Origin of the sequence: Massilia sp. MP_M2 (genome assembly GCF_039123635.1) — a bacterium.
Taxonomy (GTDB): domain Bacteria; phylum Pseudomonadota; class Gammaproteobacteria; order Burkholderiales; family Burkholderiaceae_D; genus Telluria.
Map to the genome: position 1 here is coordinate 201,552 of NZ_JBCHJF010000005.1, position 14,740 is coordinate 216,291.

A 14,740-nucleotide genomic window follows, 5' to 3' on the forward strand; every position below is an offset into this window, starting at 1 on the left:
TTAGCTGTTGCGACGGATGTCGGCCGTGATTTCGTACGCGTGCAGGCGGGCGGCGTGGTCGTAGATCTGCGACGTGATCATCATTTCATCCGGCTTGGCCTTGTCGATGAACGCGTGCAGCTGGGCAGCGACGGTATCGCGCGAGCCGATCGCCGAGCAGGCCAGGACGCTGTCGAGCATCATGCGCTCGGGCGTATCCAGTGCTTCGAGGTAGCCACTGACTGGCGGCTTGAGCTTGCCCGGATTGCCGGTGCGCAGCGCGACGAACGCCTGCTGCATCGACGTGGCCAGCAGATGCGCTTCTTCGTCGGTGTCGGCCGCGAACACATTGAAACCGAGCATGACGTACGGCTCGGCCAGCTGCGCCGAAGGACGGAAGTTGCTGCGGTACATGTCGATCGCCTGCATCATCATCTGCGGCGCGAAGTGCGACGCGAACGCATACGGCAGGCCGAGGTGCGCCGCCAGTTGCGCGCCGAACAGGCTCGAACCGAGAATCCACAGCGGCACCTCCAGGCCAGCACCCGGCACGGCCAGCACCTGGCGGCGGCTTGCGCCGGCGAAGTAATCCATCAGTTCGACGACGTCTTGCGGGAACTCGTCGGCATCCGACGCCAGGTTGCGGCGCAGCGCGCGCGCCGTGGCGTGGTCGGAGCCAGGCGCGCGGCCCAGGCCCAGGTCGATCCTGCCCGGATGAAGCGACGCGAGCGTGCCGAATTGTTCGGCAATCACGAGCGGTGAATGGTTTGGCAGCATGATGCCGCCGGCGCCCACGCGAATCGTGGACGTGCCGGCCGCCACATGGGCCATCAGCACCGCAGTGGCGGCGCTGGCAATGCCTGGCATGCCGTGGTGTTCGGCGAGCCAGTAACGGTTGTAGCCCCAGCGTTCGCCATGCTGGGCGAGGTCGAGGGAGCTTTGGAAGGAAGTTGCCGCATCGCTGCCTTGAACGATCGGCGAGAGGTCGAGTATCGATAAAGGAATCATCCAGCAATGATACGCCGATGCAAAAAAACACGTGCACGGCTCCTCGAAACTTTCCGTAGAGACACTCTTGTCAGCTCAAAAATTAATAGAAAAATGCGTGCAATTACAGGCAGATTGCATGCAATTGGGCGACGATTAATTATTGCCAAGCGGTACCGTGCGCGCCCATATTGGCTCGGCCTCTACACTGGACTTCTCTCTCGACGCACTGCCGTGTCGAGTACGCACTACAAAATATATTGAGGAGAACACCATGAATAAGCTACTCAAAGGAATGATCGGCGCATCGCTGACGGTTGCCATGCTGGGCGCTACAGCAGTCCATGCACAAACGAGCACGACCGCCGGCGCTACCGGTACCGGCATGGCGGGCCGCACCGGCACCGGCACTGGTATGGCAGGCAGCACCGGTCAGGTTGGTAGCCAGACCGGTAGCGGCATGCAGGATGCCACCGGCCGCTCGTCGATGAGCGCCACCGGCACCAGCACCATGAGCCCGCAAACCGATCGCCGCAGCAGCACCAACCCGACGACCGGCACCACCGGCTCGGCGGGCGTAGTCGACAGCCGTGCAGGTACGGTCGGCGCCACGGGTCGCACCGGCACCAGCGGTACCACGGGCGTGACTGGCAGCACCAGCGGCGCGATGGGTAACAGCGGCATGACCGGCGTGACCGGCAGCGCTACTGGCACCACCGGTACCACCGGCGTGACGGGCAGCACCAGTGGTGCCACCGGTACCACTGGCATGACCGGTACGATGGGCAGCGGTACAACCGGCGTGACCGGCAGCACCAGCGGCGCAGCAGGCACGGGCGCCACCGGCACTGGCACGGCGACGGGTACCACTGGTACCGGCACCACCGGCACCACCGGCCGCGGTTATTGATCGCACCAGCAATGCGTCAGCAGTAAGGGTGGCTTAGCCGCCACCAGCACAACACCGGCCTCGCGCCGGTGTTGTCGCGTCTAGCATCTCAGAGTTGTTGGTCGGTTATCTGTGGTATCCGCGCCGCATCAATTGTCAATATTACGGGACCGGTGATTTTCCACGAAGGTTGTGGCGTAACATTCATAATTATTGCCATACGGAACTAATTATGATGCACCCCGACGCGCCGCACGAGATGCTGGCTCCCAGCGCCATGAAGCTCTCCGAGCTGATCGGCGCGCTGAGCTATGCGCTCGACATCACCGAAGGCCAGCCGGCTGGCCACTGCGTGCGCTGCTGCTGGATCGGGATGCATATCGGCCGCGTGGCTGGCCTGAATGACGACCAGTTGTGGGAACTGTATTACACGCTGCTGCTGAAAGACCTTGGCTGCAGCAGCAACGCGGCCCGTATCTGCGAGCTGTACCTCACAGACGATCTCGACTTCAAACGCAGCTTCAAGACGGTGGGCGACAGCCTGCCGCAGGTGCTCGGTTTCGTGCTCAAGCACACTGGCCTCAAAGCCGGCCTGGCCGAACGGTTCCGCAGCGTGATGACCATCCTGCGCGACGGCCCCGAGATCGCGCAGGGCCTGATTGCCACCCGCTGCCAGCGCGGCGCCGACATCGCGCGCCTGCTGCGCTTCCCGGAAGGCGTGGCCGAGGGCATCTATTCGCTCGACGAACACGTCAACGGCAAGGGCAAACCGGCCCAGCTCGTGGGCGATGCGATCCCCGTGTATGCGCGCATCGCGCTGCTGGCGCAAGTGATCGACGTGTTCCACACCGATGGCGGGCGCGAGGCCGCGCTGCGCGAAGCCACCGCGCGCGCCGGCAGCTGGTTCGATCCGAAACTGGTCGCAGCGTTCGAACAGGTCGCGCTGGACGATGCGTTCTGGCGCAAGCTGGCCGCGCCGGACCTGGACCGCGCCGTGTTCGCTCTTGAGCCGGCCGGCCACGAAGTCGCGCTCGACGAAGACTACCTCGACGACATCGCCACCGCCTTCGGTCAGGTGGTCGACGCCAAGAGCCCGTACACGAGCGGCCACAGTGCCCGCGTGGCGCTGTACACCGACATGATCGGCGAGGCGCTCGGGCTGTCGGCGCAGCGTCGCCGCTGGCTCAAGCGCGGCGCGCTGCTGCACGATGTCGGCAAGCTGGGCGTGAGCAACAGCGTGCTCGACAAAGCCGGCTCGCTCGATCGCGATGAATGGGCCGCCGTGCGCCAGCACGCCGAATACACCGAAACGATCCTGGGCCGCATCGCGGCGTTTGCCGAACTGGCATCGATTGCCGGTGCCCACCACGAGCGCCTCGACGGCAATGGCTACCCGCGGGGCCTGCACGCCGAGGACATCCGGCTCGAGACGCGCATCATCACCACCGCCGACATTTTCGACGCCATCACCGCCGAGCGCCCGTATCGCGGCGCGATTCCGATCCCGCAGGCGCTCGAGATGATGGAAAAAACGGTCGGCACCGCGCTCGATCCGGCGTGCTTCGATGCGCTCAAACGCGGGTTGGCGCTGGTGCCGTTTCCGGCGCACTGAGGCAACGCTTTTCCTGCCACAGTCACATGTCAGTGTGATGAATTCCTCTTCCGGATAGCAAGATTTGACAAACATGGCATCCCGGATGCCACCACAATGCGCTCACTGAGAGCCTGTCCCGATCGGTTGGGACAGGCTCCAACACCCGATAGCCAACCTGGTTTTGGAGCGCACATGAATGAGTTGAAGGCACGGCAGTATCAGCGGACCGCGATCGCAGCGGCGGTGGCAATCCTGGCGGTGAGCGGGGCGAGCGCGCAGGAAGCGCCGGTGCTGGCGCCGCAAACCGTGGTGGTGACGGGCGTGCGTGCTGCGCTCGAACAGTCGCTGCGCCAGAAGCGCGACAGCGACGCCGTCGTCGAGGTGGTGACTGCCGAAGACATCGGCAAGATGCCCGATAAAAACGTGGCCGATGCCATACAGCGCCTGCCCGGCGTGAACACGCAATCGTCCGCCGGTGGCGAAGGCGGCTTCGGCGAAAACGACCGCGTCAGCCTGCGCGGCACCAGCCCGAGCCTGCAGCAGACGCTGTTCAACGGTCACGCGATCAGCACCGGCGACTGGTTCGTGCTGAACCAGATCGGCGGCAATGTCGGCCGCTCGAGCAGCTTTTCGCTGCTGCCGTCCGAGCTGGTCGGCTCGATCGTGGTCCAGAAAAGCCCGACCGCCGACCTGGTCGAAGGGGGCGTCTCCGGCGCCATCAACGTCATCACGCGCCGCCCGCTCGACTTCCGCCAGCCACTGACCGTCGAAGGCTCGGTCCAGGCCAACTACAATGATTTGTCGGGCGAGACCAAGCCGCATCTGTCGGGTCTCATGAACTGGAAGAACGCCGCCAACACCGCCGGCATCCTGATCCAGGGGTTCTCCGAAAAATCATCCGTGCGACGCGATGGCCAGGAAATCCTCGGCTACACCCCGATCAGCGCGACCAGCGCGGCGGCGATCGCCAATCCGGCGCTGGCCGGCGTGGTCGTGCCAACCTTCATCGGCGCCGCGCTGTTCGAGCAGGAAAAGAAGCGCGAAGGCGGCGCCTTCGACATCGAGGTGCGCCCGAACCGCAACCTGACGCTGGACGTCAACGGCTTTTATTCGAAGCTCGAAGCGCCGCACCAGAACACCAACTGGCTGGCCGCGCCGGCCAATTCGATCAATAGCCTGAACCTGATTCCTCTCAATCCGGTCGTGCGCAACAACACGCTGGTGGCGGCCGGATTCACGCGCAATGCTGGCGAGGTCGACAATATCTACCGCCCGGATGCGGGCGGCGAATCGTGGTATCTCGACCTCAACGGCAAGTGGCGCGTCAACGAGCGGTTTACGCTCTCTGGAAAGCTTGGCAAGACCCGCGGCGTGGGCTGGGACCGCGACGACGTGTACTACCAGAACAATGTCGACGGCGGTATGGTGTATGGCTTGAACGGCCTGTCGCCGGCGTCGGTCAGCTACCCCGGCGGCAACACGGTCTCGCCCGGCTCGACCGGCTGGGCCGGCGGCGGCGAATCGCAGTCCGTCGACAAGGAACAGTACGCGCAGCTCGACGGCGAACTGCGCCTGGACCATCCGACCTTCCAGGCCGTGCGCTTTGGCGCGCGCTGGACCGACCACCAGCGCAATGCCGAGCATCCGCTCGAAACCCGCCCCGGCCCGCTGGGCTTTACCAATCCTGGGCCGGCCTGGAATGGCCAGCTGTACCCGAGCGACTTCGCCAATGACCTGGGCGGCAATCTCGCATCGAACTACTTCAAGTACGACGGCGCGGCGCTGGGCGCCTGGGGCGCGATCCCCGGCAACCGCCTGCTCGACTACGTGCTGCGCCATAACTGGATGAACGAATTCGAAGTGGGCGAGAAGACGGCGGCGCTGTACGGCATGGTCGACTTCGGCGGCGACGGCTGGAGCGGCAATCTCGGCCTGCGCGCCGTCGAGACGCGCCAGAACACGATCGTCAACCTGCCGGGCGGCCCGGCGCCGATTACCGGTTCGGCCTTCGGCGCCTACACGCCGACGACCTTCAAGCGTACCTACCGCGACTACCTGCCAAGTGCCAACCTGAAGTACAACGTGACGCCCGACCTGGTGCTGCGCACGGCGCTGGCCAAGACCATCGCGCGCCCCGACTACAGCGCGCTGGGTGGCTCGGTCTCGCTGAACGACGACGCGCTGAGCGGCAACGGTGGCAACGTCAATTTAGAGCCGGTGCGCTCGACCAACTTCGACATCGGCGCCGAGTGGTATTACGCACCCAAGGCATTGCTGTCGGCGGGCCTGTTCTACATGGACCTGCGCTCGATCGTGGCGCAGGGCACGTCGACCGGCACCTATTACAACAACAAGCGCAGCACACTGACCGAGTACCAGATCACGTCGCCCTACAACACGGGCGGTCGCAACCGCGGGGTGGAGCTGAGCTGGCAGCAGCCGGTGGCGCGCGACTTCGGCTTCCTGGTCAACTACACGTTCGCCGACGGTGAACTCGACGATGGCGGGGAACTCATCAACTCGTCGCGCAACACCTACAACGTGACCGGCTACTTCGAGAACGAACGCTTCTCGGCGCGCCTGGCCTACAACTGGCGCTCGAAGTACAAGGCAGGCGTGGACCGTGGCGCGAGCCAGCACGTGGACGACATGCCGTCACTCGCCGGCTCCATCAACGTCAAGCTCAGCGAGCGCTTCACGCTCACGTTCGATGCGCTTAATCTCACCAACGAGACCATCAAGATGTACGCCGAAAACGAGGACCGGCCACGCGCCTTCTATTCGAACGGCCGTACCTTCTACCTCGGCCTGCGCGGCAAGCTGTAATCAGCCCAGGGGCGGCTTTGGCCGCTCCGCCTTCACCTGGACACCCATGACGGACCGATCCGATGGCGGCCCGGCGATCCACATCGCCTGGGAATGCCTGAGCAACTTCATACGCGACGACGCGTTCGCCGCGCGCCTCGTGCTGCGCAACGATGGCGCCATGCCCATCGCGCCCGGCTGGACGCTGTGCTTCAATACCTGCCGCAAGATCCTGGCCGAGACCGTCAGCGCCGGCTACGCCATCGCGCACGTCAATGGCGACCTGTTCGCGCTGTCGATGCCGGGCGGCGGCACCTGGCAGCCGGGGCAGACGCACACGCTCGACTACGAAGCGCTGCACTGGGCGATCAGCATCACCGATGCGCCGCTGGGCTTTTATCTGCTGCCGGCGCAGGGTGGCGCGGCTGTCGATCTGGGCGACCCGGCGATTGCGCCGTTCGTGCGCCCCGAGCAGCGCCAGCGCCACCGGAGCGACGCGGTGCCCACCGCCGATGCGGCCTGGCGCTTTGCGCAGAACGCGGCGCTGTCGTATCTGGACGAGGCCGAGGTCGGGCGCATCACGCCGCGTCCACGCTCGGCACGCTTCACCGGCGGCCAATATCGGCTGGGGCGGGATGCGTCGATCGTGCATGGGCCAGGCCTGGACAACGAAGTACGGTTCCTGCGCGCGCTGCTGGCCGACCTGCCGCCGGGCGAGGGCGCGGTGACGCTCGCCATCGGGCCGGTGACTGAACCAGGGCACGAGGCGTACTCGCTCGACATCGATGCGCAGCGCGTGGTGCTCAAGGGCGCCAGCGCGCACGGGGTCTTCAACGGTCTGCAAAGTCTGGCGCAGCTGGTCTCGCCCGATGGCGCGCTGCCGCTGGGATCGGTGCAGGATGCGCCGCGCTACGCGTATCGCGGCATGATGCTCGACGTTGCCCGCCATTTCTCCAGCGTCGACACCGTGCTGCGCCTGCTCGACTGCATGGCCGCCTATAAACTCAACCGCTTCCATTTTCACCTGACCGACGACGAAGGCTGGCGTCTGGCGATTGCCGCCTTGCCCGAACTGACCGACATCGGCGCGCAGCGCGGCGTTGCGCATCCGGGCAGACCGTGCTTGCCGCCGTCGTTCGGCTCCGGCGCAGCGCCCGGCGCGTCGAGCGGCAGCGGTTTTTATACGGCAGAGGAGTTCGTGACGATCCTGCGCTACGCAAAAGCCCGCCACATCGACGTTATCCCCGAATTCAATCTGCCGGGCCACGCGCGCGCGGCCGTCGAGGCGATGCGCGTGCGCCATGCGCGCCTGGCGGCGGCTGGCGACTTCGCCGGCGCCGAAGAATACCTGCTCAGCGATCCGGCCGACGCATCGATCTATGAATCGGTGCAGCTGTGGCATGACAACGTGATGTGCATCGCGTTGCCGTCGGTCGAGCGCTTCATCGATACCGTCGTCACTGAGGTGGCTGCGCTGTACCGCGCAGCAGAAGTGCCGCTGCAGGTACTGCACACGGGCGGCGACGAAGTGCCTGGCGGTGCCTGGGTCGGTTCGTCCGTCTGCCAGGCCAGCATGCGCGCGCATGGCTGGACTGATGTGCGCGAGTTGCGCGACGACTTCCAGGCGCGCTGCCGCGCGATCCTGGCGCGTCACGGGATTGCTTTTGCAGGCTGGGAAGAAACGGCGCTGGCACCCCGCGCCGATGGCGTGCTGGCGCCCGACCGGCGCCAGGCCGGGCGCGACGTGCATGTCTATGTCTGGAACAACGGCGGTCTGGGGCCGACGCGCGATTGCGCGACCGAGCTGGCTGCGGCCGGTTTCGACGTCGTGCTGGCCAATGCCACCAGTTTGTATTTCGATTTCGCGCACGCCAAGCATCCGCTGGAACCGGGCTACTACTGGGCCGGTTTCGTCGGCACGCGCGATGCGTTCGCTCTGGCACCGAGCGTTGGCGTTACCGGTCTGCAGGGCCAGCTCTGGGGCGAGAACGTGTGCTCGCGCGCGCGGCTCGAGTATCTCGCCATGCCGCGCCTGCTGGGTCTGGCCGAACGCGCATGGTCGCCCCAGGCTACTGATCCGGACTGGAATGAATTCGCCAACCGCCTCGGCCGACGCGAGTTGCCGCGGCTCGATCGCCACGGCTGGCACTACCGCCTGCCCCCGCCCGGCGCACTGGTGGAAGACGGCGTGCTGCAGGCGACTACCGCCTTTCCCGGCCTGGGCCTGCATTACACTGTCGATGGCCGCGACCCTGATGCGGGCAGTCCCCGTTACGTCCACCCGGTGCCGCTGCATGGAGTGCGCGTCGTGAAACTGGCCAGCATCGACACGCGCGGTCGCGTGAGCCGCATCGTCACCCTGAATCTGGAATCGCCATGAACGAGACGCTGGTCGTTGCCCCGGTCAACCATGCGCCACGGCGCCACCCGCTGTCGTGGGTGCCCACGCTGTACCTGGCGCAGGGCTTGCCGTTCTATGCGGTGGCGCTGGTTGCCGGCCAGATGCTCAAGAGCATGGGCGTGCCGAATGACCAGATCGCGCGCTGGACCGGCCTGCTCGGTCTGGCCTGGGCCTTCAAGGCGCTGTGGAGTCCGTTCCTGGAACTGGCCCCGAGCCGGCGCATGGCGGTCGTCACCTGCCAGGTCTTCGGCGGCGCCTGCCTGGGCCTGGTCGCGCTGGCCCTGCAACTGCCGATGTGGTTTGCCTTGTGCCTGGCGCTGCTGGCGATCGTGTCGCTGGCCTCGAGCACCCACGACATCGTCGCTGACGGCATCTATATCAGCAGCCTGACATCGCGCGAGCAGGCGGCGTATGCCGGCTGGCAGGGCGCTTTTTTTAACGCCGCCAAGTTCCTTTCGCTCGGCGGCCTCTTGATCCTGGCCGGCGAACTCGAAGAACGCTTCGGCATCGCCTCTGCCTGGACCGTCGTGTTCCTGCTGCTCGGTGGCCTGATGGTGACGCTGGGCCTGTACCACTGGCACGCGCTACCAGCCACGCCCAAGCTCGCGGGACGGATCCGCCATGCGCGCGACGTCAAGACCACGCTGGTCGACGTGTTCAAGACGTTCTTTGCCAAGCGCGGCATCTGGATGGCGATCCTGTTCATCATCCTGTTTCGGGCCGGGGAAGGGCAGATCCAGTCGATCGGGCCGCTGTTCCTGCGCGACGCGCGCGAGGCCGGCGGCCTGGGTTTGAGCACCGCCCAGGTGGGCTGGGTGTACGGCACGGTCGGCACCGGGGCCTTTTTGGTCGGCAGCATTGCGGGAGGCTATTTCACGGCCTGGCTGGGCCTCAAGCGCGCATTGCCACTCTTGATCCTGGCGATGAACCTGCCTAATGCCGTGTTCTGGTACCTGAGCGACGCGCAGCCCGTCTCGATGCCGCTGATCGTGGGCGCGCTGGGGCTCGAGATGTTCGGCTACGGCTTTGGCTTCGTCGGCGTGATCCTGTTCATCATGCAGGTCGTGGCCAGTGGCCCCTACCAGGCGGCGCACTACGCGCTGGGCACCGGCTTCATGCAGCTGGGGTTTGTGTTGTTTCGCACGATCAGCGGCGACATCCAGCAGGCGCTGGGTTATCGCGACTTCTTTTTGTGGGTGCTGGTGGCCGCGCTGCCGGTGCTGGTGCTGAGCCGCTTCATGCGCATCGAGGCGCCTGATAACAAGGTAGAAATAAGGTAGATAAGGTCAGCGGCGCTTGACCGGCAGGGCCAGCCAGCCCTGCCAGCCGCCATCTTCGGTGCGCGCGACCTTCTGGACATGGGGCCGCGTCGCATCGAGCCGCCATACGCTTTGGTGCTCGAGCCAGTCTTCGTACATCGCGCGAAAGCGTGGCCACTCGCCGTGAAACTCGAGGAGCGCGACCATCCCGGCCGGCAGCACGCGCAGGCCCAGGCCCGGGTCGGCCAGCAGGCTGGCGTCGAAGCCGAAGTCGTAGCAGTATTCGCGCTCGCCCGTAAAACCCGGATCTTCATCGAACACGCCGTACCACGGCGCGCCGCGCGCGATGCCGGCGCTTTCTTGTGCACAAATAAAGGCATTGCAGGCCAGCGACAGCGCCGCGCCGGATTGCCCGAAGAAGCGCTGGTAGCGCAGTTGCAAGGCCGGTAACTGGCGCAGCGTGACGCGCGCGGCGACGCTGCCGGGCACGGGCGCGCAGTAAGGGGCGTTCAATGCAGTAATTTCGCCCGGCTCGGCGACAAAGAAGCTGACATCGCTTTCGCGCCCGACCTGGGCATCCATGTAGACGCGCCAGCCGCCATCGCGCCAGGATTTGGCCGGCATGCCGAACTGCTGACGAAAGGCCTTGGCAAACGCCGCATTGGACGGAAAGCCGCAATCCTGCGCGATGCGCCCGACCGGCACGTCCGGTTCGTGGCGCAGCAGGTGTGCGGCGCGGCGCAGGCGCCGCTTGCGCTGGTATTCCACCGCCGAAAAGCCGGTCAGCTCACGAAAGATGCGGTCGAAGTGGTAGCTCGAATAACTGGCCGATGCGGCCAGGCTGCCCAGGGCCAGCGGATCGCCGACCGAGTCGAGCATCAGGTCCATGACTTCGTACAGGCGCGACAGACGTGACACCTGCACCCGCGGCGCCACGCAGGGTGCGGCAGGTGGCATGCGGTGCGTAAGGGCGGCGTGGGCGGCGTGGGTCGGGGGCATATCGCGGCTCGTCATGACAGCGTTGATGAATTATGCGACCAAACCCGCTGCCGTGGCGAACTATGTGTAGCCTGGAAAATACAGAAATGGCACGTATGGACAGGTAGCACGGGAGAATTGTTGCGACGCAGCAAGTTAGCAATTCATTTACAATTACGTGGTCATTTGACCATCACAACGCCCCGCGCGTTCCTGTCTCTGGAGAAATTATGCAGACAGCATTATCGGCGGGCTTCATCCTCGCCATCGTTCTATGGGGTGTCATCTCTCCCGACACCATGGGTCCGATCTTCGAGACCGCGCTTGCTACCGTTACGCGCAATTTCGGCTGGTTCTACCTCTGGGTTGTCCTCGGCATGGTCGTGTTCGTCGTCTTCCTGGCCTTTAGCCGTTACGGCAACCTCAAGCTCGGCGACGAGGACGACGAGCCTGAATTCGCGCTCGGCAGCTGGTTCTCGATGCTGTTTGCTGCCGGCATGGGCATTGGCCTCGTGTTCTTTGGCGTCGCCGAGCCGATCTCGCATTACATTGAAGCGCCGCCCGGCACCGTGTCGAACACGCCGGAAGCAGCGGGCGCGGCCATGCGCTATACCTTCTTCCATTGGGGCATTCACCCGTGGGCCGTGTACAGCGCCGTGGCGCTGGCGATTGCCTTCTTCCAGTACCGACGCGGCGGTGTTGCCCTGGTCAGCACCGTGACGGACGCGCTGCCGTGGCCGATCGTCAAGCATATGGGCGGGTTCTTCAATGGACTGGCCGTGGTGGCGACTGCCTTCGGCGTGGCAGCGTCGCTGGGTGTGGGCGCGCTGCAGATCAATAACGGCCTCAACACCGTGTTCGGCCTGGAAGTGAGCCAGGCTTCGCAGGTCGGCATCATCGTGCTGGCCACCGTCATGTTCCTGGGTTCGGCCGTCAGCGGTGTCACGCGCGGTGTCAAGATTCTCTCGAACGCCAACATGACCGTGGCCGCGCTGCTGGCGCTGGCGGTATTCATCCTCGGCCCGACCGTGGCGATCATCGACACGCTCACTAGCACGCTGGGCAACTACGTCACCGAATTCGTCCGCATGAGCCTGCGCGCGACGCCGTTCCGCGACAGCACCTGGGTTGGCAGCTGGACCATCTTCTACTGGGCCTGGTGGATTTCGTGGTCGCCATTCGTGGGTCTGTTCATTGCGCGCGTCTCGCGTGGCCGCACGATCCGTGAATTCATCCTGGGCACGATGCTGGCGCCAACACTGGCCGCGTTCATCTGGTTCTCGATCTTTGGCGGCACCGCGCTGCACATGCAGATCTGGGAGCAGATCCCGATTGCCGATGCCGTGCGCGCCGACACGGCCACCGCGCTGTTTGCCATGTTCGAGGCGCTGCCGTACGGCACGCTGATGTCGGGTGTCGCCACGATCCTGGTGGTGGTGTTCTTCGTGACGTCGGGTGATTCGGCCGTGCTGGTGCTGGGCATGATGAGTAGCGGCGGCAATCCGAATCCATCCACCCGCACCAAGCTGCTGTGGGGCGGCCTGATTGCCGGTATTGCGATCAGCCTGTTGCTGGCAGGGGGGCTGAAGGCGCTGCAGACAGCGACCATCGTGTTTGCCGTGCCGTTTTCGCTGGTCATCATCCTGATGCTGATCTCGCTCTGGCGCGGGGTGCGTGAAGACTGGGCGGCACACGAGAAGCAGGAACGCGAACTGCGCCGCCGCGTGCGCCAGTTTGTCGAGAAGTAAGCATCCATCTCGTACGTCCCGAACGGCCAGCCGCAGTCAGGGCTGGCCGTTTTTTCATGCGCTGATCTTCTAACGCGCTGTGAAATTTCCTCTCGTTATCGACTTGGCGCGCTGACAGGCAATGCCACGTAGGCGCACGCGCCGCTGGCCTGCAGTGTGTGGCCTGGCGAACAGAGCATCAATCGTGCGACTCCCAAAGTAGGTGTTTTATTCACCGAACGCCTCACGAAGGGAACCCAATGAAAGCACTTGTCTACAACGGACCATGTGACGTCCAGATCAAGAACGTGCCGGATGCCACGATCGAGAAGCCGACCGATGTGCTGGTACGCATCACCACCACCAACATCTGCGGGTCCGACCTGCACATGTACGAAGGTCGCACGAGCATGGAAACGGGCCGCATCCTCGGTCACGAGAACATGGGTGAAGTCATCGCTGTCGGCAAAGGCGTCGACCGCGTCAAGGTCGGCGACATGGTCTGCCTGCCGTTCAATATTGGTTGCGGCTTTTGCGAAAGTTGCGAGCGCGGCCTGACCGGTTTTTGCCTGACCTGCAATCCGGGCAACGCGGGCGCGGCCTACGGCTTTGCCGGCATGGGGCCATACAGCGGTGGCCAGGCTGAACTGCTGCGCGTGCCATATGGCGATTTCAATTGCCTGGTGCTGCCAAAAGATGCGCAAGAAAAGGAAAACGATTACGTGATGCTGTCGGATATTTTCCCGACCGGCTATCACGCGACCGAACTGGCGCAGATGAAGCCGGGCGACTCGGTGGCCATTTACGGCGCCGGTCCGGTGGGCCTGATGGCGGCGATGTCGGCCTTCCTCAAGGGCGCGAGCCGTGTGTTCGTCGTTGACCCGAACAAGGACCGCCTGGCACTGGCCGAGAAGATGGGCGCGATCGGCATCAATGACATCGAAGGCGACAGCGCCGCGCAGATCAAGGAACTGACAGACGGCCAGGGCGCCGACTGCGGTTGCGAGTGCGTGGGCTACCAGTGCTGCGACAAGCACGGCAAGGAAGTGCCGAACCTGACGATGAACAATCTGGTCGAAGCGGTCAAGCCAACCGGCGGCATCGGTGTGGTGGGCGTGTTCCTGCCGGAAGATCCGGGTGCGAAAGACGCGCTGGCCAAGGAAGGCAAGCTGGCGTTCGACTACGGCAAATTGTGGTTCAAGGGCCAGCGTATCGGCAACGGCCAGGCCAACGTCAAGGCCTACAACCGCAGCCTCGCCAAGCTGATCCACACTGGCCGTGCCAAGCCGTCGCAGATCATCTCGCACGAGCTGTCGCTGGACGAAGCGCCGCACGCGTACAAGAAGTTCGACGAGCGTGCTGACGGCTGGACCAAGGTGATCCTCAAGCCGGGCCTGTAAATTGCAATGTGGACCGGGGGCATTGTATGGCACCCGGTCCATCGCAGCGCTGAAAGGAGTACGCCATGACGACAACGTTCAAGGCCGGCGACAAGGTGGAGTGGGCGTCGTCCCAGGGCACGGTCACCGGCAAGATCAAGAAGAAGTTGACGGCGCCGACCGACATCAAGCGTCACCATGTCGCGGCGTCCAAAGAACATCCTGAATACCTGGTGGTCAGCGACAAAACCGGGGCAGAGGCGGCGCACAAGGCGTCGGCGCTGAAGAAAGCGTAGTTGCCCGTACTGGTCTGAGGATCAGCGCTGCGCCGGCGCTGCCTGCTGTTTGGTATCGGGCTGGACGACGCAACTGCGTGTGCACTGCTGATACGCCTTGTCACAGGCGCCAGTCCGGTCCAGCCGGCGCTGCGTGTCGCCCGCAGCCTGCAGGGCGCGCGCACCTTGCCCGGGCACTTCGCCCTCGGCCGTGCGCGCCAGCGAATTGCGGGCTGAGGTCTCCGGCGGTGCCGCGAAGCGCTCCTTGCCACCCGAGCTGGCTTGGGCGCGGCATTCGCGCTGCGTCGATTCGCACATCGATGTGCAGAAATTCGCGTCGGCAGCCAGCACCGAGCCCGCTGCCACCATGCCCAGGCATGCCATCAGCGATGCTGCCGGCACGGCAAGGCGCGTCAATACAAGTCGGAATGTCATGGCGTGAAGTCGAACGTGGAAAATTACTAGTC

The 14,740-nt window shown here is 64.7% G+C and carries 11 protein-coding genes; 8 read left to right on the plus strand and 3 right to left on the minus strand.

Annotated features, from left to right (window positions below; translation table 11 throughout):
• Complete coding sequence (locus RCH14_RS13435; RefSeq protein ID WP_343026598.1) at nucleotides 1-987, minus strand: LLM class flavin-dependent oxidoreductase; 987 nt, start codon at nucleotides 985-987, stop codon at nucleotides 1-3.
• A 253-nt stretch (nucleotides 988-1,240) separates the two neighbouring features.
• On the opposite strand from RCH14_RS13435, the gene RCH14_RS13440 reads away from it, so the two are divergent.
• The 5 genes from RCH14_RS13440 to RCH14_RS13460 all read left to right on the plus strand — a co-directional run bounded on the left by RCH14_RS13440 (nucleotide 1,241) and on the right by RCH14_RS13460 (nucleotide 9,935).
• Nucleotides 1,241-1,876, plus strand: a complete 636-nt coding sequence (locus RCH14_RS13440; protein WP_343026599.1) for a hypothetical protein — start codon at nucleotides 1,241-1,243, stop codon at nucleotides 1,874-1,876.
• Between the two features lie 211 nt (nucleotides 1,877-2,087).
• Complete coding sequence (locus RCH14_RS13445; RefSeq protein WP_343026600.1) at nucleotides 2,088-3,467, plus strand: HD-GYP domain-containing protein; 1,380 nt, start codon at nucleotides 2,088-2,090, stop codon at nucleotides 3,465-3,467.
• A 174-nt stretch (nucleotides 3,468-3,641) separates the two neighbouring features.
• Nucleotides 3,642-6,275 carry a TonB-dependent receptor gene (locus RCH14_RS13450; protein ID WP_343026601.1) on the plus strand — a complete coding sequence of 878 codons (2,634 nt, stop codon included), beginning with the start codon at nucleotides 3,642-3,644 and terminating at the stop codon, nucleotides 6,273-6,275.
• Nucleotides 6,276-6,321: 46 nt separating this feature from the next.
• Nucleotides 6,322-8,634, plus strand: coding sequence for a family 20 glycosylhydrolase (locus RCH14_RS13455; RefSeq protein ID WP_343026602.1), 2,313 nt, complete (start codon nucleotides 6,322-6,324; stop codon nucleotides 8,632-8,634).
• Nucleotides 8,631-9,935, plus strand: coding sequence for an MFS transporter (locus tag RCH14_RS13460; protein ID WP_343026603.1), 1,305 nt, complete (start codon nucleotides 8,631-8,633; stop codon nucleotides 9,933-9,935). Before RCH14_RS13455 ends, RCH14_RS13460 begins: the two co-directional genes overlap by 4 nt.
• Before the next feature lie 6 nt (nucleotides 9,936-9,941).
• Here RCH14_RS13460 and RCH14_RS13465 read toward each other — a convergent pair whose 3' ends face one another.
• Nucleotides 9,942-10,913: a helix-turn-helix domain-containing protein gene (locus RCH14_RS13465; RefSeq protein ID WP_343026604.1), complete on the minus strand. Its 972-nt coding sequence runs from the start codon at nucleotides 10,911-10,913 to the stop codon at nucleotides 9,942-9,944.
• Nucleotides 10,914-11,122: 209 nt separating this feature from the next.
• Between RCH14_RS13465 and RCH14_RS13470 the strand changes: the two genes are divergently transcribed.
• From RCH14_RS13470 to RCH14_RS13480, 3 genes are all read left to right on the plus strand, one after another.
• Nucleotides 11,123-12,640 carry a BCCT family transporter gene (locus tag RCH14_RS13470; protein WP_343026605.1) on the plus strand — a complete coding sequence of 506 codons (1,518 nt, stop codon included), beginning with the start codon at nucleotides 11,123-11,125 and terminating at the stop codon, nucleotides 12,638-12,640.
• A 239-nt stretch (nucleotides 12,641-12,879) separates the two neighbouring features.
• Nucleotides 12,880-14,019 carry a glutathione-independent formaldehyde dehydrogenase gene (locus tag RCH14_RS13475; RefSeq protein WP_343026606.1) on the plus strand — a complete coding sequence of 380 codons (1,140 nt, stop codon included), beginning with the start codon at nucleotides 12,880-12,882 and terminating at the stop codon, nucleotides 14,017-14,019.
• Nucleotides 14,020-14,084: 65 nt separating this feature from the next.
• A complete protein-coding gene (locus RCH14_RS13480) occupies nucleotides 14,085-14,294 on the plus strand; it encodes a DUF2945 domain-containing protein (protein ID WP_343026607.1) in 210 nt (69 codons plus the stop codon).
• 21 nt (nucleotides 14,295-14,315) lie between these two features.
• On the opposite strand, the gene RCH14_RS13485 is transcribed toward RCH14_RS13480, so the two are convergent.
• Nucleotides 14,316-14,708: a hypothetical protein gene (locus tag RCH14_RS13485; protein ID WP_343026608.1), complete on the minus strand. Its 393-nt coding sequence runs from the start codon at nucleotides 14,706-14,708 to the stop codon at nucleotides 14,316-14,318.
• Nucleotides 14,709-14,740 lie beyond the last annotated feature (32 nt).

Coding starts and splice junctions, on each gene's coding strand:
- RCH14_RS13435 (WP_343026598.1), bottom strand. CDS start 987: ATGATTCCTTTATCGATACTCGACCTCTCGCCGATCGTTCAAGGCAGC.
- RCH14_RS13440 (WP_343026599.1), top strand. CDS start 1,241: ATGAATAAGCTACTCAAAGGAATGATCGGCGCATCGCTGACGGTTGCC.
- RCH14_RS13445 (WP_343026600.1), top strand. CDS start 2,088: ATGATGCACCCCGACGCGCCGCACGAGATGCTGGCTCCCAGCGCCATG.
- RCH14_RS13450 (WP_343026601.1), top strand. CDS start 3,642: ATGAATGAGTTGAAGGCACGGCAGTATCAGCGGACCGCGATCGCAGCG.
- RCH14_RS13455 (WP_343026602.1), top strand. CDS start 6,322: ATGACGGACCGATCCGATGGCGGCCCGGCGATCCACATCGCCTGGGAA.
- RCH14_RS13460 (WP_343026603.1), top strand. CDS start 8,631: ATGAACGAGACGCTGGTCGTTGCCCCGGTCAACCATGCGCCACGGCGC.
- RCH14_RS13465 (WP_343026604.1), bottom strand. CDS start 10,913: ATGCCCCCGACCCACGCCGCCCACGCCGCCCTTACGCACCGCATGCCA.
- RCH14_RS13470 (WP_343026605.1), top strand. CDS start 11,123: ATGCAGACAGCATTATCGGCGGGCTTCATCCTCGCCATCGTTCTATGG.
- RCH14_RS13475 (WP_343026606.1), top strand. CDS start 12,880: ATGAAAGCACTTGTCTACAACGGACCATGTGACGTCCAGATCAAGAAC.
- RCH14_RS13480 (WP_343026607.1), top strand. CDS start 14,085: ATGACGACAACGTTCAAGGCCGGCGACAAGGTGGAGTGGGCGTCGTCC.
- RCH14_RS13485 (WP_343026608.1), bottom strand. CDS start 14,708: ATGACATTCCGACTTGTATTGACGCGCCTTGCCGTGCCGGCAGCATCG.